The 20,252-nt window shown below is 70.9% G+C and carries 10 protein-coding genes; 6 read left to right on the top strand and 4 right to left on the bottom strand.

Annotation, left to right across the window (positions count from 1 at the left end; all coding sequences use genetic code 11):
* Positions 1–4: 4 nt before the first annotated feature.
* Positions 5–8,704, bottom strand: a complete 8,700-nt coding sequence (locus BMY40_RS23195) for a golvesin C-terminal-like domain-containing protein (RefSeq protein WP_093662728.1) — start codon at positions 8,702–8,704, stop codon at positions 5–7.
* Between the two features lie 320 nt (positions 8,705–9,024).
* On the opposite strand from BMY40_RS23195, the gene BMY40_RS23190 reads away from it, so the two are divergent.
* Both BMY40_RS23190 and BMY40_RS23185 read left to right on the top strand, forming a co-directional pair.
* Entirely contained in the window at positions 9,025–9,585 is a 561-nt protein-coding gene (locus BMY40_RS23190; protein ID WP_245770268.1) for a hypothetical protein, read from the top strand.
* 510 nt (positions 9,586–10,095) lie between these two features.
* On the top strand, positions 10,096–10,446 hold the full coding sequence (locus BMY40_RS23185) for a hypothetical protein (protein ID WP_177214100.1): 351 nt from the start codon (positions 10,096–10,098) through the stop codon (positions 10,444–10,446).
* 230 nt (positions 10,447–10,676) lie between these two features.
* On the opposite strand, the gene BMY40_RS23180 is transcribed toward BMY40_RS23185, so the two are convergent.
* Entirely contained in the window at positions 10,677–12,056 is a 1,380-nt protein-coding gene (locus BMY40_RS23180) for a class I SAM-dependent RNA methyltransferase (protein ID WP_093662727.1), read from the bottom strand.
* A 67-nt stretch (positions 12,057–12,123) separates the two neighbouring features.
* Positions 12,124–14,181, bottom strand: coding sequence for an APC family permease (locus BMY40_RS23175; protein WP_093662726.1), 2,058 nt, complete (start codon positions 14,179–14,181; stop codon positions 12,124–12,126).
* 140 nt (positions 14,182–14,321) lie between these two features.
* Here BMY40_RS23175 and BMY40_RS23170 point away from each other — a divergent pair, with 140 nt between their 5' ends.
* On the top strand, positions 14,322–16,055 hold the full coding sequence (locus BMY40_RS23170) for an SDR family oxidoreductase (protein ID WP_245770267.1): 1,734 nt from the start codon (positions 14,322–14,324) through the stop codon (positions 16,053–16,055).
* Here BMY40_RS23170 and BMY40_RS23165 read toward each other — a convergent pair.
* Complete coding sequence (locus BMY40_RS23165; protein ID WP_425443162.1) at positions 15,952–16,506, bottom strand: MarR family transcriptional regulator; 555 nt, start codon at positions 16,504–16,506, stop codon at positions 15,952–15,954. The genes BMY40_RS23170 and BMY40_RS23165 overlap by 104 nt on opposite strands.
* A gap of 96 nt (positions 16,507–16,602) precedes the next feature.
* On the opposite strand from BMY40_RS23165, the gene BMY40_RS23160 reads away from it, so the two are divergent.
* The 3 genes from BMY40_RS23160 (at position 16,603) to BMY40_RS23150 (ending at position 20,201) form a co-directional block, all read left to right on the top strand.
* Positions 16,603–18,744 (top strand): MMPL family transporter, encoded by a 2,142-nt coding sequence (locus BMY40_RS23160; protein WP_093662724.1) that lies wholly within the window; start codon positions 16,603–16,605, stop codon positions 18,742–18,744.
* Positions 18,745–18,852: 108 nt separating this feature from the next.
* Positions 18,853–19,521: a potassium channel family protein gene (locus tag BMY40_RS23155; RefSeq protein ID WP_093662723.1), complete on the top strand. Its 669-nt coding sequence runs from the start codon at positions 18,853–18,855 to the stop codon at positions 19,519–19,521.
* Entirely contained in the window at positions 19,518–20,201 is a 684-nt protein-coding gene (locus BMY40_RS23150; protein ID WP_093662722.1) for a potassium channel family protein, read from the top strand. Before BMY40_RS23155 ends, BMY40_RS23150 begins: the two co-directional genes overlap by 4 nt.
* Positions 20,202–20,252: the final 51 nt, after the last annotated feature.

The raw sequence follows: 20,252 nt of genomic DNA, 5'->3' as shown, positions 1-20,252 counted from the left end.
CCGGTCACGGCGTGCTCCCGGTGGGAACCTGCCGACCCGTGTTCGGGTCGTTGAACATGCCGAGGTTCCGGCCCGCCAGCGTGTTGGTGATGAAGACGGGCGGGATGACGAGTCCCGGCGTGCCGTCGGGGTTTGTCCCGTAGGCACTGAGCGTGAAGCCCGTCGGCACCGTCCGGCGGCCACTGTAGCGAGGCGTCACCGTGTAGTAGACGTCCTGGCCCGCCGCGACGGCTTCCCTGACCTGGTTCTCGTAGTTCTGCATGTTGTTGGTGCCCTGCTGGGCGCCGTCCTGCGGGGCGTTCGCCCCCCGCGCGCAGGTGGCCAGGTTCTCCAGCTGGGTGCCGGAACCGGACAGCTGCTTGCCGAGGAGGTGACAGGCGTTGATGTTCTGGTCCACCGGGTGGGCACCGAGCCAGCCCGCGGTGCGCTGCGCCCACCGGTAGCCGGGAGGCGCGACGACGGAGACGTTCGTCTTCGTCCCCGGGTTCGCCGCCAGATAGCCCTCCGTGAGACAGGCCCGTACGCCCGTGGCCCGGTTGCCGTTCGCCGCGTCCAGGTCACCGTGCTCGACCCAGCCGCCCCCGCACTTGCCCCGGCTGCCGTTGTCAGGTGTCGGCCGGGGCGCGGGCCTCGGAGTGGGAGTGGGCTCGGGCTCCTCCTGCCTCGTGCGGTTCACGGCGTCGCGGATGCCCTCGGCCGTGGAGGTGAGGGCGTCACCGAGGCTGTCCAGGAAGCTGGGCCGCCCCTGCACCTCGGACACCACCTCGTCGGTGGCGACCGCCGCCACCACCGCGACGACCACGACCGCCGCGATGGGGATCGCGATGGCGAAGTGACCGTCCAGCTCGACGCTGCTGACCGGGTTGCCGCCGGTGAAGGCGTACCGGTTGCCGGTGTACGGGTCCGCGCCCAGGGACATGTCGGCGAGGGCGCCGTTGTACATGTCCCGCGTGGTGAAGCGGTTCAGCCCCGGGTCGTAGTTGCGGAAGCCCATGTCGTAGGTGCCGGACTGGGCGTCCCACCGCTTGGCGTTGAAGCGGTAGGGGTTGTACTCCTCCTTCGTCGGGTCGGTGGCGTCGGGCTTGTCGATGCCGGTGAACTCGGACTCGTCGTCCTTGCCGTAGGCCGTGTAGCCGTACGTCGCCTTGGTGTCGCCGTCGCTGTCGGTGACGGTCTCGACGTCGGTGTGGCCGTTGTAGCCGTAGAAGCCGTCCTCGGTCGTGCCGTTGGAGTGGTGCTTGACCTGCGACAGCCGCTCGCCCCACGGGCTGTACTGGTACGACTTGGTCAGCTCACCTGCGACCCGCTCGTCCAGTACCTCACCGGACAGCCCCAGGTAGGAGAAGTCGGTGGTCTTGCCGTCCACCGTCTTCGAGGTGGTGCGGTCCAGCGGGTCGAAGGCGTACGTGGTCGACTTCATCGCGCCGTCGGCGCCCCGCTGCTGGGACTCCACGACGTGGTCGAAGCCGTCGTACACGTTCCGCGAGACGATCTCGCCACCGGCGAGGACCGACTCCTGGCGCCCGAACGGGTCGTAGTTGAACCGGGAGGTCGCCCCGCCCGTGGTCGAGGTCAGCAGCCGGTTGCGGTCGTAGACGAACGTCGTCGACGTGCCCCGGACCGACTGGCTGACGACGTTGGAGTTGTCGTCGTGGACGTAGGTCTCGGTGCCCGCGCCGTTGCCGGTCTTCACCGACTTCGCCAGCCGGTCGGCCGGGTCGTAGGTGTAGTCCGTGGTGGATTCGAGGTACGCCGCGTGGTTGTCGGCGTTCATCTTCTTCGCGGTGTCCCGCGCCTTGTTGCCGTTCGGGTCGTAGGCGTAGGTGTGCGAGGCGACCAGCGTGTTGCCGTCCGCCTTCTTCTCCACCGTGCTCTTCACGGCGCCGTCGAGGTAGTACGTGTAGTCGACGGTGTTGCCGTTGGCCTTGGTCTCCCTCAGCTTCAGACCGCGGTCGGTGTAGGTGTACGACGACACCTTCGGGTCGGTGTCCGTCGCCGACTTGCCGACGGAGACCGTCTTGACCAGTTCCCGCAGGTCGTAGGTGTACTTGGAGAACTGGTCGGGGTGCGTGACCGTCTCCAGCCGGCCGTTGGCGTCATAGGTGAACGCCGTGGTCTTCGTCCGCTGGTCGGTCAGCGCCTCGGTGACCGACTTCACCTGGTTGAGCGCGTCGTGGGCCACGGAGTACGTGACCGCCTTGGCGTCTGGCGAGGTGTCGTCGATCGACGTCAGATTGCCGTTGACGTCATAGCCGTAGGTGAAGGTGTGCTTCTCGTTGTCGGTCTCGCCGCGGGTGTCGCGGACCAGCTTCACCGCGTCGGCGACCACGACGCCGCCACCGCTCTGCTCCAGCTTCAGCTCCGCGTCCGCGCCCTGCTTGAGGCTGTAGGAGCCCAGCGACACCCAGGTGCCGGGGTTCGCGGACTGGTCCCGGGTCACCGACGGCTCGGTGGTGGTGCCGTGGGTCAGCGTGTACTTCGCCGCGGTGGCCGCGCCCGTCACCTTCGGGTACTTCACGTACGCGGTGTACGTGCCGTCCTGGGGGATGTTGAGCTTCCAGGTGAAGGCGTCGGTGCCGGTGCCCGCCGCGTGGGTGCGGTGGTCGTAGCCCTGCTGACCGGTGCTGTCCCCCTTCGTCCAGGTGCCGGTGGCGGCGGTGTTCTGGGTGTCGGAGTTGTCGACGAGCACGACGTGCTTGCCGACCGGGACACCGTCGTCCGACTTCGACTTGAGCGCCCCGTTGGGGTAGTAGGCCCACGTCATGGTGCGGTCGGCGTCGCCACCGGCGGACGTCAGCGTGCGCTTGGTCTGCTGGCCGAGGTCGTTGTAGTCGTAGGTGGTGACGATGTCCCAGGGATCGGTGGCCGACTTCGCCCACCCGTTGTCGAAGTAGGTGAACGTGGTGTCATTGCGGACCGTCTGCCCCTCGGACGGGGGCATGGAGGTCTTCTTGACCTGGCCGACCGCGTCGTAGACCGTTTCGGTGTAGACGTTGGGGTCGTTGTAGCGGGCGTCCGCCGGATCGTAGGGCTGGTACTGCTTGACCGGGCGGTTCAGCGCGTCGTACTCGGTGCGCTGGGCGAACGCCTCCGACGTCCCGGCCGCGGTGGCCCGCGGGGTCAGCACCTTGGTGGTGTTGCCGACCTCGTCGTACTCGTACTTCGTGATCCGGTACGTGATCGGCGAGGTGCCCGAGTGCGGGATCTTGACCTCGGTGGTCTTGCCGCGCTCGTCGTAGGTGACGGTGGAGGTGTTGTTCTCCGCGTCCGTGGAGGAGACGACCCGCGAGTCCTTGTCGTAGGACCGCTTCGTGGACTTCCCCGCCGCGTCGGTCACCGTGGTGATGCGGTGGTTCCAGTCGTACGCCGTCTTGGAGGTGAAGTCGCCGGGGTCCGCGGTCGCGTTCTTCTTCGGGTCGATGACCGTGACGACGTTGCCGACGCTGTCGTAGACGTACGAGATCCGGTCCCCGCCCGCGTTGACCACGGAGGTGAGCTGGTAAATCTCGTTGTAGTGGTTGGTCGTGGTGTACGAGCCCGCCACCGCACCGGCGACGTTGCCCTTCGGCTCGGTCGTCGTCTTGAGGTTGCCGACCTTGTCGTAGGTGTACGTCGTCACCCGCGGCACCGACTGGTTGTTGGCGGGAGCCGTGGCCGAGGTGACCTGGTCCGCGGCGTCGTACGACGCCTTCGACACCGCCCCGTGCGGCGCGGTGGTCTCCAGGACGTTGTCGTTCGGGTCGTACTTCGGCGCCGGAGTGGTGATCAGAATCCCGGCGTCCTGGTCCTTGGGCACCGTGCTGACCAGCGGACGCCCGTAGGTGTCGTAGGTCTGCGTGGTCTTCTTGCCCAGGGCGTCGACGACCTCGGTGACCTGGCCGCGCTCGTCGTACACGTACGACGTGGTCTTGTCGAGCGCGTCGGTGATCTTCGCCGGGTAACCGGTCGGACCGAACTCGCTGTTGGTCGTCGGGTTGCCGTTGGCGTCGGTCGCCCGGGTCAGCTGGCCGTACCCGTCGTACTCGTACGACGTGGTGTAGTCCCCGGCGGTCGCGGTGGCGACGCCCTTGGGGTCGGTGACCGTCTTCAGGTTGCCGAAAGTGTCGTACCCGAACTGCCAGGAGTGGCCCAGCGGGGACGTCTTGCGGAACAGGTCCGCGGCGAAACCGTCGGCGCGGGTGGCGTACTCGAACTTCGCCGCGTGCGCCGGGTACGAGCCGGTGCCGGTGCCGCAGGTGGTCGCCGGGTCCGGGGGTGTGTTGCCGTTCTCCTTGATGGACTCCGCGTCCAGCTTCCACAGCGGGTAGCCGGTCTTCTGGTCGTAGCAGAACGCGGTCTTGGCGCCGTTGTCCTCCGTCAGGAGAGTGACGTTGTTGTCCGCGTCCCAGCTCAGGTCGATCTTCTGCGACTTGGCGTTGACCGTCCGCACCGGCCGGGCGAAGTCGTCGGTGACGTACTTCGTCGCGTGCGCCTCGGCGTCGGTGACGGTGGTGTCCGTGAACTTGGTGTTCGCCGTGTTCGCCGCGTACGCGAACCCAGTGTCACCGCCGAGCCGGTCGTTGATCGTCTTCGTCCACCAGTGGTACTTCGGGTCGTCGCCGGCCTGCGGGGAGTAGTGCGTCAGCCGGGTGGCGTTGCCGCGCGGGTCGGTGGCCTTGACCAGCTTGACGTTCTTGTTGCCCTGGGTGGCGTCGTAGGTGAACTTGAAGACCTTGGGCTGCGCGGAGCCGTCACCGTCGGTGAACTGCCCGAGCAGGCCCTTGTCGGTGTAGTAGAAGGAGATCTTCCGGCCCGAGATGTCCTTGATGGACTTGACGTGGTCGTAGATCTTGGAGTTGGTCAGGTTGGAGCCGGTGACCCTGGCGCCGGTGTCGTCGATGTAGTCGTACGACGCGTCGCCCTTGCGGTAGTAGTCGACGGTCAGCGACTGACGGCCTGCCGGGTCCGTGATGTAGGTGAGGAACTTCGTCGGCTTGTTGTTGGACTTGCGCTCCTCGTACGTGTACGTCTGCGTGTTGCCGTTCTTGTCGACGACCGACGTCAGATAGCCGTCGCAGCCGAAGAGGAAGCGGGTGCCGTCCGGACGCAGCAGCGTCCAGGCGTCCGGGATCGGGTCCTTGTCCGGGGTGCAGTCCAGGCCCGGCTTGGCGGTGAGGCGGTAGTGGACGCCCGCGGGCGCCTTCCAGGTGCCGTCGTCCCGCTTGCGGAAGACGTGCGTGGTGCCGTCACCGTCCGGCAGGCGGACCTCGGTCGGGTGCGGGTTGGGGTGGAAGTCCAGCGGCGCGCCGAGCCGGATGGGTCCGGCGAACTGGGCGGACCAGCCCGCTCCGGTCACCGTGTCGGAGGTGTCGAGCGAGTTGTACGCGAACCTGGCGAACGTCGTCAGACCGCGACCGGGGTTGGAGAACGCGTTGTAGGACCAGACGCTGTTGCCCGCGGCCAGGTTGTTCATCACCGTGGACCCGGCGCCGGTGTTCTTGCCGGTGTAGGCGTAGAACTTCTCCAGGCCCAGCGTGTTGGAGGTGGGGTCCTCGACCGCGATGTTCTGCTTCAGGCCGGGGATGCCGCCGGTCCCGGCGGAGAGCCAGGCGCCGGTGGTGGTGTTGAGGAGGTCCCAGGTCAGGACGTAGTCGTTGCGCTTGTTGCCCGAGTCGCTGTTGATCGGGGTCTTCACCCGCGCCTGGAGGGTGACGGTGTCACCGGGGACGACGTCCTTGGGCAGGGCCGTGCGGACCTGGTTGCCGCCGGTGGTGGCGTCGGTGCCGTCGGGCAGCGCCCAGGTGTAGGACAGCGCCCGGTCGGCGGCCTTCCAGGTGGTGTCGGTGGTGTTGGTGAGGGTGAACTCGACCGAGTACTCCGAGTTCGGGGTCATCCGCGCCGGGGTCTTCGGCGCGTGGTAGGTGGAGGCGGTGGTCGCGTCGACGTAGGTGACCACCATGCGCGGGCGCAGCCGCTTCTCGCCCGCCTCGGAGGAGAGGAAGACGGTCCGCTCCTGCTGGACCGACTCGTCCCGCATCTTCACCAGCACGCCCTGCCCGGTGCCGGGGTTGCGCACCCAGTCCTGGACCAGGCTGGTGGCGTTCCAGTCGCGGCGGGAGGGGTCGTTGCTCATCGCCGGGACGGTGTCGGCGAGCGCGGCGCCGGCGTCACCACCGGGGGTGGTCCAGTTGGTGGTGGCGTTGGCCTTGGTCCAGGTGGCCGTGGCCTCGTCGAAGTCACGGGTCAGCGGACGCATCTCGTACACCGCGCCGGAGGCCCCGGTGGTGGTCTGCGTGCCCCACAGCCGCAAGGTGGCGTCCAGGACCCGCGCGGACGTCGGCAGGCCGAGGTCGGGGAACTTCAGCGCCGCCCGGGTGGTGCCGTAGGTGGGGGAGTTGTTGCCGACCGCGAGCCAGTTCTGCGGCACGCCGTCGGTGAGCGTGTCGTGCGGGATGGTCGACTCCGTCGAGGACAGCGTGGTGTCCTGCGCCGCCTCGAAGACCTTTGTGGTACGGCCCGCCTTCGGCAGCCGCACCAGCCGGGTCGGCGCCGCGGTGACCCGGCCGTCCTTGGTCTTGACGGCGACCATGTAGTAGTACGCCCGCCCGAACGGGTCCGAGCTGTCGGCCGCGGTCGGGGTGGCGGAGGTGTCCGTGTAGGAGGTGGTGTTCGAGGCCACGGGCGCGACCAGGGTCGCGGCGGACGGGGTGAACGTCTGGAACACCGAGCGGTGGACCTGGTACTCGACGATGTCGTCAGCGGTGGTGGCCGTGGACGGGTCGGTGTAGGCCGACCACTTCAGCTCCGCGCCGGTGTCGTGGATCGTCGTCGGCGGGTCCAGCTCGACGCCGGGCCGGCCGTAGGTGAGGACCAGGCGCGGGTAGTTGGCCGTCTCCCCGTTGTAGGCGAACTCGCTGCCCTCGTAGCGGGGGCCGCCCTTGGGGCCGTCGGCGGACTCGTCGCCCGCCTTGACCACGAACCCGTGGTTGTCGTGGGTGCCGTCGATCCACTGCTGGACCGTCCTCGTCACCGGGAACGAGTGCCAGGTGTTCACCTGCGAGGGCTGCTTGGTGACCACCCCGCCCTTGGTGAACCGCACCGAGTCCGCGATCACCGCGGTGCTGGCGGACGCCGGTCCGTCACCGAGGACGACCTTGCCCACGGTGCCCGCCTTGAAGCGGTGCGTGCCCAGGGTCTTCCACACGCCAGCGGTACCCGCCGACTGGTCGACGGTGTACGTCTTGGAGCCGCCGTCGTAGGTGACCGTGTAGGGGGCGCTGGTGGCACGGTCGGCGGCGGGCACGTAGTGCGCCTCGACCTGGTACTCGCCGTCCTCCGGCAGGCTGGGCTGCCAGGTGTAGGTGTCGGCGGCGACGGTGTCCTTGTTGTAGCGGTAGTCCTGGTTGGTCGCGTACTGCGTGTACGCCGTGTTCCCCGAGACGGGCCAGGAGCCCTTCGCGGCCGTGGTGCCCAGGTCACCGTCGTCGACCAGCACCGACGTGCCCGACAGCTCACCGGTCAGACCGCTGGCGTTGTTCCAGGTCGCGCTGGACTCCGACCAGGCGCCGGTGGCGCGGTGCGCCTCCAGCTGCACCTCGGTGGTGCCGGTGGTGTGGGTCTGGTCGTAGTACAGCCGCAGATCGGCCGAGTCCAGCTTCGTCCCGGCCGGGATGCTGCCGATGGGAAAGCGCAGCAGGGCGCGGGAGCTGCCCGTGGAGGTGTTGCCGACCGACAGGCGCCAGTTGTCGTCGTAGTTCGACGCCGGACCGTCCGACGAGATCATCACGTCCTGCGCCGTGGACGGCGTCGGGGCGATGGAGATCGTCGGGTCGATGGTGACCGGATACCGCCGCTCCTTGGCCGCCAGCCACTTGGCGTCCGGCGTCACGGCCAGCTTCCAGGACGAGCCGTCCCTGGTGAGCTTCTGGGCGACCTTGGTGCTGTAGCCGGTGCCGTAGGGCGACTCGCGGTCCTTCGCCGCGTCCGTCATGAACGCCGCGGGCATCACCAGCACCGGATCGGCCGACTCACCGTAGAAGGCGATCGAGCCGTCCTTGCGCGCCTTCGGCGTCAGACCGTCGGTGTCCAGCGTGAAAGTGAAGGTCACCGGCCCGTCCGGAGCCTCGGCCAGGACGATGTTCTCCTTCACCCGGCCCGGACCGACCTGGTACGACAGATCGGCGCCGTGGAGCGCGTCGCGGTAGGTGACGGTGTCGCCCTCGGCCACCGGCGCCAACTCCGCGGCCCCGGGCAGACCGACCGTCACGGCGTGCCCGTCCGCGGACTCCACCCGCAGCAGGCGCTCCGCGTCCGAGCCGAACCAGCTCCGCGTCGCGTTGCTGGTGTTGGCGAACTCGAATCCCTTGCGGCCGCTTTCCTCGACCGTGGGGTCGATGTCCTTCCACGATTTCCCGGAACGGTAAGCGGTGGGGGTGGCCGAAACCTCCGCCTGTACGCGTCCGTCGGAAAGCTGCCAGAACCGGGCGTTCGCGGTGCGCCGCCCGGCCAGTTCCTTGACGCGCTTCACCTTCGGTGCGTTCTTGCCCTGGGGCAGTTTCTGCCGGTCGGCTATCCCGGCCTCGTTGTGCGAGGGCGGTTCGGCGTCTTCGCCGCCGTCCTCGCCGTCGTCCCCGAACCAGCCCTTGACGGCGTCGACGACTCCGCTGCCGTCGTCACCGTCGGACGCCGGTGCGGCGTAGGCGAGCTGGGGCAGCGCGGTGCTCATCACCGCTGCCGCCACCAGGCAGGCCGTTGCCCTTCCCAGTCTGGGTCTCACGCCAAACCTTCCTGATAGAACCTGGCTGAAAACGCCGCCCCCAAGGTGTTTCCGGGGTGTCCGGACAAAGCCGAGGGAATGGCGCCGAGATTTTTATTCAGGCGGTTGAAGCGGTGTCAACTGATTAGACAGTTAGGGCAGTTGGTGGCAAATTGGCGCTGCGCTGTCTGAATTGTCCGCACAGTGGCGGACGGGGGTGGGGGTCGGGTATAAAGCCCCGGTCATCGCCCGGGGACGGGGTGAAATCGTGGTGCGGAGGGGGAATCGCCGTGAAGGGCACGGAAGAGACGGGGGCGGCGGCGGAGCAGGAGTTGGGGTCGGAGCTGAAGTCGGAGCCGGAGCCGGGGCCCGGGCCCGGGCCCGGGGCTGATGAGCCGATGTCCGCCTCCCCGGCCCCGTCCCGGCGGCCGGACCGTTCCGGGCTGCTCATCGCCGGAGGGATACTCGCCGCGTGCGCGGCGCTCGTCGGCTACGGGATCACGGCCGGAAGCGGCGGGGACGACGACAAGCCGGAGCGCAAGGTCCCCACCGCCGCGGTGACCTACGAAGTCACCGGCAGCGGCACCGCCGACATCACGTACCAGGCCCGCAGCGAGTCCGGGAAGGCGGTGGTCGTCGAGGCCGCCACCCTGCCGTGGCGCAAGACCGTCGCGGTGCCGCTGGGCCGGCAGGCGGTCGTCTCCATCACCCTCGGCGAGCAGGGCGGCAAGGCCCGCTGCGCGGTCGCCGTACGCGGCAGGCACGTACAGGGTGCCACCGCGGCGGGGGAGTTCGGGCGGGCCACCTGTTCGGGGGCGCTGCCTCGAGAGTCGGGGGCAGGGGAGGGATGAGAGGCGGGGCCTGAGAACCTACGGTCGGGCAGGCTCGCCGTCCGCAATGCCCGCGGCACGGAAATCCCGCCGCCCGAGAGGGCGACTCGTCTGCCCGCCATCCCACCCGAAGACCCCTGACCGCCCCTCACTTCGCGTCCCGCCGCGCCCACGGCACGAACTTTCTCCTCTCCCGTGACAAAGCATGGACGCTTGAAGTCCTTACTGTGTGCCGCGCGGCGGTGCCCGCCACCCGTGCTCCGTCCCGCGCACCTCCGTATCCGGGACGCCGGCGCGCCCCGAATGTGATCGCCCGGGGTGAACGGGCCCTGACCGGCATGCCCGCCGCGAACGGCGCCAGGGTGTGCGACTGGGCGGACCAGTCGACCCCGGAGGAACTCACTGCGGCATTTCTTCAGTTGCGCGCTCTGCCGGCCTTGTTCGCCGGAGAGGCTGAAACTCCTGGCCAAGAACATCCTCCAGGAGGAAGACGGCAAGCCCGCCAGTCCGGAAAGCCGGGCCTATGAGGCGGTGAAGTGGCACATCGCCAAGAAGCTGGTGGCAAAGCCCTTCCTCGGCCGGGAAGTCGAACCGGTCCGTGAGGCGTACGAGGCGGCGAACGGCCAGGCGAAGCACAGGACCGTCGACTGGCAGCCATCCGACAACGTCGCGGCCGTGCGGTACCGGCCCATCAGCAACGGTGACCTGATCGCCTGGGAACAGCCCATCGGCCCGGTCTTCGCCACCCTCGCGCACCCGGTCGACCTCGCCGATGCGCTCAAGGCCCGTCCCGAGAACCCCACCCGCGGTCAAGTCCAGTACGCGCTGTCCCGCCTGTCGGTGAAGATAAGCCCGACAAGCCAATTGACCCGCGCTATCTGATTCAGGACGACCACCTCACGCTCCGTCGGAAACAGCGTCGAACGAGCGTCAAGACCCTTCCCGAACCCGTCTCTTACAGAGTTGAGGCAGAACGTTCTGGACCCACGCCTCCGCTGCGAACCCGCAGGTGAGGCACGTGGCGGGAACCTACAACATGCTCCACGCGGTGGACTTCGGGAAACAGGTCGAGCACCACTGGCCACACCTGAAAAACCCAAGAAAGTCGCAGGTCAGGAGCGCTTCGGCGCGGGCTTGAGGACGGCGACGCACTCCACGTGGTGGGTCATCGGGAACAGGTCGAAGGCCCGCAGGAAGTGCGGGACGTAGCCCTCCTCGCGGAAGTAGGCCAGGTCGCGGGCGAGGGCGGCCGGGTCGCAGGCGACGTAGGCGATCCTGCGCGGGCCGAGGGAGGCCACCTGCCGCACCGTCTTGCGCCCGGCGCCGGAGCGGGGCGGGTCGAGGACGACGATGTCGGCCTCGGTGATGCCGGTGCGCGGCAGGACCTGCTCGACGTTGCCGCGCTCGATGCGGACGCGGTCGAGGTCGGCGAGGTTGTGGCGGGCGTCCTCCACCGCGCGCTTGGAGGACTCGATGCCGAGCACCGCGCCCTTCTCCCCGACGCGCTCGGCCAGGGCTCCGGCGAACAGCCCGGCGCCGCAGTACAGGTCGAGGGCCATCTCGCCCCTGCGCGGCGTCAGGCCGGTCATCACGGCCTCGACCAGCAGGTCGGCTGCCTTGGGGTGGACCTGCCAGAAACCTCCCGCGCTGATCCTCCAGGTGCGGCCGACGGCGCGCTCGCGGACGAAGGGGCGGCCGTGCACCCGGTGCACGGTCCGCTCGCCGCCGCGCTCCGCGCCGCGGCCGCGGGGCTCCTCGCCCCGCAGCACCGACACCGGCCGGTCCAGCTCCACCAGGGGCAGGCGCCCGCCGGGGCGGGGGGTGAGCACGACCTGGCGGTCTCCGGAGCCGGTGGCGGCGGTCGCGTCGACGATGGCGATCTGCGGCCACCGGCGCTTCTCGACGCCCAGTTCGCTCACCCCCGGCGCGGCGATCAGGCAGCGGTCGATCGGCTGCACCTCGTGGGAGCGGTGGCGCAGCAGCCCCGCGCGGCCCTCGTCGTCCACGCTGTAGTGGACGCGGGTGCGCCAGGCCGGGACCTCGCCCTTGGGCACCTTGTCGCCGGGGGCGGGCTCGACGGTGCCGTCCCAGCCGGCGTCCTCGGCCGTGAGCCCGGCCAGCCGCGCCAGTTGCTCGGCGATGACGGAGGCCTTCAGCCGCCGCTGGGCTCCGGGGGCGGCGTGCTGCCAGTCGCAGCCGCCGCACAGTCCGGGGCCGGCGAACGGGCAGGGGGCCTCGACGCGGTCCTTGGAGGGCTCCAGGATCTCGACCGCGTCGGCGCGCAGGAAGCGGGAGTCCTCCCGGCCCTCGGTCACCTTCGCGACGACCCGCTCGCCGGGCAGGGCGTGGCGCACGAACAGCACCCGCCCCTCCTCGGTGCGGGCGATGCAGTGGCCGCCGTGCGCGACGGGGCCGATCTCGACCTCGTACTCCCGGCCCACCAGCGACGGTGCGGTTCCGGGGGACGCGGCGGGGGGTGTTGCGGGGGGCATGGGGAGCGGCTCCAACGGACGGCGGGGCGCATGGACGGCAGTCCTCCAGCCTACCGGTCCGTCCGGGTCACTCCTCCCGCCCGTCGCCCTCCCCCCGGCCCGCGGGCCCGGCGGGGCCGCGGCGCACCGCGCCGGGCGCGCTCCACTCGGAGCGCCTGCGCGCCCTCAGCCGGGCGCGCTCGGAGGATTCCAGCTGGTAGGGCACGGAGGTGACCATCACGCCGGGGGTGAACAGCAGGCGGCCCTTGAGGCGCAGGGCGCTCTGGTTGTGCAGCAGCTGCTCGTACCAGTGGCCGACGACGTACTCGGGGATGTAGACGCTGACCACGGTGCGCGGGTTGCTGCGGCGCAGGCCCTTGACGTACTCCACGACCGGCCGGGTGACCTCGCGGTAGGGGGAGTCCAGGGTCTTGAGCGGGATGTCGATGCCGCGCCGGTTCCACTCCTCGAACAGGGCGCGGGTCTCCTCGGGGTCGACGTTGACGCTGAGGGCCTCCAGGACGTCGGAGCGCATCATCTTGGCGTACGCCAGCGCCCGCAGCGTCGGCCGGTGGACCTTGGAGACCAGGACGATGGAGTGCACCCGCGAGGGCTTGGCCATCTCCTCCCGCCCGGCCTCCGCCGGCAGCGCCAGCTCCTCGGCGACCCGGTCGTAGTGGCGGCGGGTGGCGGTCATCATCGCGTAGAAGAGCGCCATGCCGATCAGGGCGACCCAGGCCCCGTGGCTGAACTTGGTGACCAGCACCACGACCAGGACCAGGCCGGTGAAGAAGGCTCCGAAGGCGTTGATGGCGCGTGAGCGCTTCATCCGGCGGCGGGCGGCCGGCTCGCTCTCCTGGGCGAGGTGGCGGTTCCAGTGCCGGACCATGCCGGTCTGGCTGAAGGTGAAGGAGACGAAGACGCCGACGATGTAGAGCTGGATCAGCCGGGTGGAGTCGGCGTCGTAGGCGTAGACGAGCACGCCCGCGAAGACGGCCAGCAGCACGATGCCGTTGGAGAAGGCCAGCCGGTCGCCGCGGGTGTGCAGCTGGCGGGGCAGGTAGCGGTCCTGGGCGAGGATCGAGCCGAGGACCGGGAAGCCGTTGTAGGCGGTGTTGGCGGCCAGGAAGAGGATGAGCGCGGTGGCCGCGGCGACCAGGAGGAAGGGCAGGGATCCGTGGCCGAAGACGGCCGCGGAGACCTGGGCGATGACCGGGTCCTGGTGGTAGTCGGGCCCGGCGGGACGGCCGTCGATGAGGATGTCGGTGGCGGGCGTCTCGGACATCTTCACGCCGGTGGCCAGGGCCAGGGCGATGATGCCCCCGAACATGGTGGCGGCCAGGCCGCCCATCAGGGCCAGGGTGGTGGCGGCGTTGCGGCTCTTGGGCCGGCGGAAGGCGGGGACTCCGTTGCTGATGGCGCCGACGCCGGTGAGGGCGGCGCAGCCGGAGGAGAAGGCCCGCAGGAGCAGGAAGAGCAGGGCGAAGCCGGTCAGTTCGGCGGTCTCGGCGCTGACCTCGTATCCGGCGCTGGGGGCCGACATCTCGTCGCCCAGGACCAGGCCGCGGAAGGCGCCCCAGGCGATGGTGGCCAGTACGCAGGCGACGAAGAGGTAGGTGGGGGCGGCGAATATCGTGCCGGACTCGCGTACGCCGCGCAGGTTCAGCACGGCCAGCAGCGCGATGATCGCCACCGCCGTGCCGGTCTTGTTCTCGGAGACGAAGGGGATGGCGGAACCGAGGTTCTCCACCCCGGCGGCGACCGACACCGCCACCGTCAGGACGTAGTCCACCAGCAGGGCGCCCGCGACGGTGAGTCCGGCCCGGGGACCGAGGTTGACGGTGGCGACCTCGTAGTCGCCGCCGCCGGAGGGGTAGGCGCGGACGTTCTGCCGGTACGACGCCACCACCGCGAACAGGAGCACGACGACGGCGAGGGTGATCCACGGCCCGTAGCGGTAGGCGGAGAACCCGGCGATGGACAGCACCATCAGGACCTCGCCCGGGGCGTACGCGACCGACGACAGGGGGTCGGAGGCGAAGACCGGGAGGGCGATGCGCTTGGGCAGGAGCGTCTGGGTGAGCCGGTCACTGCGCAGCGCACTGCCGATCAGGATCCGTTTGGACACGTCGGTCAGCTTGGACACGCAGAGGATCGTAAGCCTCCCCTGCCCGGCCCACCCAACCGCCGCCGGGCCGGAGTGCGGCAGGTCACGGCGGGAAGGCGCAACCTCGGCACCCGTCCCCGCGAGTTGCGGCCGATGAGGGCGGGGCCAAGCATGGCCGTATGGCGGAGAGGACGGGCCGGCACATGGACGACGGCAGCGGCGGCACCGGCGGCGCCGGCGGTACGGGAGGTACGGGCGCTTCCGGGAAGGAGAGCGGGAGCACGGGCGTGGAGGGGGCAGGGCGGACGGGCAGGCCGCTGCGCTGCCTGGTCACCGGGGCCACCGGCTACATCGGCGGCCGGCTGGTGCCCGAGCTGCTGGCGGTCGGCCACACCGTGCGCTGCCTGGCCCGCACCCCGGCCAAGCTGCGCGACCACCCCTGGGCCGGACGGGTGGAGGTGGTGCGCGGCGACGTCACCGACGCCGCGTCGGTGCGCGCGGCGATGGAGGGCGTGGACGTCGCCTACTACCTGGTGCACTCCATGGGCGGCGGCTCCCGCTTCGAGAGCACCGACCGCGAGGCCGCGAGGATCTTCGGTGAGCAGGCACGGGCGGCCGGGGTGGGCCGGATCGTCTACCTGGGCGGGCTGACCCCTGCCGGGGTGCCCGAGGAGGAGCTGTCGCCGCACCTGCGCTCCCGCGCCGAGGTGGGACGGCTGCTGCTGGCCTCCGGCGTGCCGACGGCCGTGCTGCGGGCGGCGGTGATCATCGGCTCGGGTTCGGCGTCGTTCGAGATGCTGCGCTATCTGACCGAACGGCTGCCGGTGATGGTCACCCCGAGCTGGGTGCGCACCCGGCTCCAGCCGATCGCGGTGCGCGACGCGCTGCGCTACCTGGTCGGCTGCTCCTGGCTGCCGCCCGAGGTGAACCGGACCTTCGACATCGGCGGCCCGGAGGTCCTCGCCTACCACGACATGATGCAGCGCTACGCCGCGGTGGCCGGGCTGCCCCGGCGGATCATCGTCCCGGTGCCGGTGCTCTCCCCCACCCTGTCCAGTCACTGGATCGGCCTGATCACCCCCGTCCCGCGCGCACTGGCCCGGCCGCTGGCCGAGTCGCTGCGGCACGAGGTGGTCTGCGCCGAGCACGACATCGCCCGCCACGTCCCCGACCCGCCGGGCGGTCTGCTGGGCCTGGACCGGGCGCTGCGGCTGGCGCTGAAGCGGATCAAGGACGCGGACGTGGTCACCCGCTGGTCCTCGGCCTCCGTCCCCGGCGCGCCCAGCGACCCGCTGCCCACCGACCCGAACTGGGCGGGCGGCAGCCTCTACACCGACGAGCGCGAGCGCACCGTGACCGCCTCGCCGGAGGCTCTGTGGCGGGTGATCGAGGGCATCGGCGGCGAGAACGGCTGGTACTCCGCGCCGCTGGCCTGGGCGGTGCGCGGCTGGCTGGACCGGCTGGTGGGCGGGATCGGGCTGCAGCGGGGGCGGCGGGACGCAGAGCGGCTGCGGGCGGGCGATTCGCTGGACTTCTGGCGGGTGGAGGAGATCGAGCCGGGGCGGCTGCTGCGGCTGCGGGCGGAGATGCGGCTGCCGGGCCTGGCCTGGCTGGAGCTGATGGTGGGCCGGGGAGCGGAGGGGGAGACCGTCTACCGGCAGCGGGCGCTGTTCCATCCGCACGGCCTGCTGGGGCAGGCGTACTGGTGGGGCGTCTCGCCGTTCCACGCGGTGGTGTTCGGCGGGATGGCCCGCAACATCGCCTCGGCGGCCGAGGCGGGCGCCGCGGGTGTCGGGCGGCGGCGCGCGGTCACCTCCGGGCCGGGTCCCCGTCGGGGCGGTGGCGCAGCGCGGCCAGCTCCTCGTTCATGGCTGCCAGGAAACGCACGACGGCGCGGAGTTCCGCGTCGCTGAAGCGCTGCCGCACGCTGTCGGTGGCGCGCGCGAGGGGACGGAAGTACTCGCGGGCCACCTCCCGGCCCCGAGGGGCGTAGTGGAGGTGGACGATCCTGCGGTCGGCCGAGTCCCGGGTGCGCCGGATGTGGCCCGCGCGCTCCAGGCGGTCCAGGCAGGCGGTGACGGCGCCCGAGGTGAGCTGGAGGCGTTCGCGCAGCAGCCCGGGTGTGACGGGCCCGTCCCGCTCGCTGTCCAGGATCTCCACCAGGGCCTGGACGTCGGTGGGGTGCAGGCCGTGGGAGTGGGCGAAGTCGTGCGCGGTCCGGCTGAACTCGCCGTTCATGCGACGGAGCAGCACGGCGAACGCCTGGAGCCCGGTCGGGTCGCCGCCGGGGGCGTCGGAGGGCTCGGCGGGGGCGTCGGCCGGTTCGCCGGTGGGGCCGCCGGTGGGGTCGTCTGAGTCGCGCACTCCCCCACGATATACAATCTCGATCGCCAAGCTTCTCAATGACAAAGATTTATGCCCGCGCAGACGGTGCCCACGTCCTTCGTTCCAGGGGAGTCGATGAAACCCACACCACGTGTCCTCAGGTGGCTGGTGCCCGCCGCGCTGATCGTCGTCTGGCTGGCGGTCGGCGGCGCCTTCGGCCCGTACGCCGGGAAGATCAGCGAGGTCTCGACCAACGACCAGGCCTCCTTCCTGCCCGAGAACGCCGAGTCGACCAGGGTGATCGAGGCGCAGGAGGACTTCCGGACCTCCGAGACCGTGCCCGCCATCGTCGTCTGGGAGGCCGAGGAGGGTGACATCGGCGCCGGCCAGCGGCAGCAGGCCGAGCAGGCGCTGACCGAACTGGCCCAGGCCCCCGGCGTCGCCGGCCGGCCCTCCCCCGTGCAGCCCTCGGAGGACGGCGAGGCCCTGCAGGCCGTCATCCCGCTCTCCTCCGACCTCGACGAGGGGATGGGCGACGTCATCGACGCCATCCTGGAGACCGCCGGGCAGGTGGAGGGCGCCGAGGCCCACGTCGCGGGCCCGGCCGCCACCCAGGCCGACCTGTCCGAGGCGTTCGCCGGGATCGACGGGCTGCTGCTGGGCGTGGCGCTCAGCGTGGTGCTGCTGATCCTGCTGCTGGTCTACCGCAGCGTGCTGCTGCCACTGGCGATCATCCTCGGCTCGGTCTTCGCCCTCGCGCTGGCCACCGCGATCGTCTACCTCCTGGCCGAACGGGACGTGGTACGGGTGGACGGCCAGGTGCAGGGCATCCTGTTCATCCTGGTCATCGGCGCCGCCACCGACTACGGACTGCTGCTGTCGGCCCGCTTCCGCGAGGAACTCGCCCACAGCGGCGACCGACTGGGCTCCGCCCGGACCGCGCTGCGCCGCTCCCTGGGCGCCATCGTCGCCAGCGGCTCCACCGTCGCCCTGGGCCTGCTGGCCCTGCTGCTGAGCGATCTGCGCAACAACCGCGCCCTGGGCCCGGTCGGCGCCATCGGCATCGCCTGCGCGATGCTCAGCGCCCTGACCTTCCTGCCCGCGGTGCTGGCGGTGCTCGGCCGGTCCGCGTACTGGCCCGCCCGCCCCAAGCCTCCCGCGGACCCGTCCGACCCGTCCGCCGCCCGGGGCGTGTGGGGCCGGGTGGCGGCCCTGGTGGACCGCTCTCCGCGCCGGGTGTGGGCGGTGTCGCTGGCGGGCCTGGCCGTCGCCGCCGCGTTCTTCCCGACCCTGTCGTCCACCGGCGTGCCGACCAAGGAGATCTTCGTCGGCGGGGCCCAGTCCGTCACCGCCCAGGAGAAGCTCAACGAGCACTTCCCCGGCGGCTCCGGCAACCCTGCCGTGATCATCGCGGACGCCGACCGGGTACGGGAGGTCACCGCGGCCGCGCAGGGCACCGAGGGGGTCGCCTCGGCCGCCCCGGTCACCTCCTCCGGCCGCCCCGGCGGGGGCGAGCCGCTGGTCGTCGACGGCCGGGTGAGCGTCCAGGCCACCCTGTCGGCCGGGGCCGACTCCGACGAGGCCCTGCGGGCCGTCGAGCGGCTGCGGGAGTCGGTGCACGCGGTGGACGGCGCGGACGCCCTGGTCGGCGGCTACACCGCCCAGCAGCTCGACAGCCGCGACACCGCCCGGGAGGACCGCGCGCTGATCATCCCCGTCGTCCTGGTGATCATCCTGGTCATCCTGATCGGGCTGCTGCGGTCGGTGGTGATGCCCGTGCTGCTGGTGGCGACCGTGGCCCTGAACTTCCTGGCCACCCTGGGCATCGCCGCCCTGGTCTTCGAGGGCCTCCTCGGCTACAGCGGCACCGACCCCTCCATCCCGCTGTACGGCTTCGTGTTCCTGGTGGCCCTGGGGGTGGACTACAACATCTTCCTGATGACCCGGGTCCGCGAGGAGACCCTGCTGCACGGCAACCGGATGGGCGTGCTCAAGGGCCTGACCGCCACCGGCGGGGTGATCACCTCGGCCGGGGTGGTGCTGGCCGCCACCTTCGCGGCACTGGTGGTGATCCCGCTGTCCTTCCTGGTGCAGATCGCCTTCATCGTCGCCTTCGGCGTGCTCATGGACACCGTCCTCGTACGCTCCCTGCTCGTCCCGGCCCTCGCCAGGGACATCGGACCGGCCGTGTGGTGGCCCAGCGCGCTGAGCCGCCGCGGTGAGGAGACACGGCCCGGAGGGGACCGGGAGGGGCGCCCCGCGCCGGATGCCGGGTAGCGTTACGGCGCAGGACAGATCGGCAGGTGCCCCGGTCGGGGCGGGAAGGATGACGCGCGATGCGGGCCCGGGTCGTCACGGCACAGGAAGGCACGGGGTAGCGGCCTCATGCACATCGTCATCATGGGATGCGGGCGCGTGGGCGCCGCGCTCGCCCGGACCCTGGAGCAACGGGGTCACACGGTTGCGATCATCGACCGGGACGAGGCGGCCTTCCGCCGTCTGGGCTCGTCCTTCGGCGGGCGCCGGGTGGAGGGGATCGGCTTCGACCGCGACACCCTGCGCGAGGCGGGCATAGAGGAGGCCGGGGCGTTCGCCGCCGTCAGCAGCGGCGACAACTCCAACATCATCGCGGCCCGCGTGGCGCGCGAGATGTTCGGCGTGGAGAACGTGGCCGCCCGCATCTACGACCCCCGCCGCGCCGAGGTCTACCAGCGGCTGGGGATCCCGACCGTCGCCACGGTCCGCTGGACGGCCGACCAGATGCTGCGGCGGCTCCTGCCCTCGGGCGCGGAGCCGCTGTGGCTGGACCCGACCGGAGGCGTACAGCTCGCCGAGGTGCACGCCTCCACCGCCTGGGTCGGGCACCGGGTGAGCCGCCTCCAGCAGGAGACGGGCACCCGGGTCGCCTTCATCACCAGGCTGGGCGAGGCGATGCTGCCGACCTCCGAAACGGTGATCCAGGAGGGTGATCTGGTGCACGTGATGATGCGCTGCGACCGGGTCGGCGACGTGGAGGCCGCGTTCTCGCGCGGTCCCGAGGGAGAGACACGATGAGGGTCGCGATCGCCGGGGCCGGCGCGGTGGGGCGTTCCATCGCCGGAGAGCTGCTGGAGAACGGCCACGAGGTGCTGCTGATCGACAAGACGCCCGGCGCCATCTCGGTGGAGCAGGTGCCGCAGGCCGAGTGGCTGCTGGCCGACGCCTGCGAGATCACCTCGCTGGACGAGGCCGCGCTCCAGCGCTGCAACGTCGTGATCGCCGCGACGGGCGACGACAAGGTCAACCTCGTGGTCTCCCTGCTGGCCAAGACGGAGTACGCCGTGCCGCGGGTCGTGGCGCGGGTGAACCACCCCAAGAACGAGTGGCTGTTCAACGAGTCCTGGGGGATCGACGTGGCCGTCTCGACCCCGCGGCTGATGTCCGCGCTGGTCGAGGAGGCGGTCAGCGTCGGCGATCTGGTGCGGCTGCTGCGCTTCAGCCAGGGTGACGCCAACCTGGTCGAGCTGACCCTGCCCCCCGAGTCGGCGCTGTCCGGCACGCGGGTGGGCGATGTGCAGTGGCCCGAGGACACCGCGCTGGTGACGATAATCCGCGGCAGCAGGGTCCTCACCCCGGGCCCCGAGGACTCCCTGGAGCCGGGCGACGAGCTGCTGTTCGTCGCCGCCCAGTCCCGCGAGGAGCAGTTGGAGGAGCTGCTGTCGGTGCGGCGGGAGCCGGAGGGGGAGTCCCGGTAGCGGCGCTCCGTACGTACGAGGGCGGTGGCCCCGGTCGGTCGACCGGGGCCA

Origin of the sequence: Streptomyces radiopugnans (genome assembly GCF_900110735.1) — a bacterium.
GTDB lineage: Bacteria > Actinomycetota > Actinomycetes > Streptomycetales > Streptomycetaceae > Streptomyces > Streptomyces radiopugnans.
Note: the sequence above shows the minus strand (reverse complement) of the source record. Positions and strands in the feature narration are given on the sequence as shown.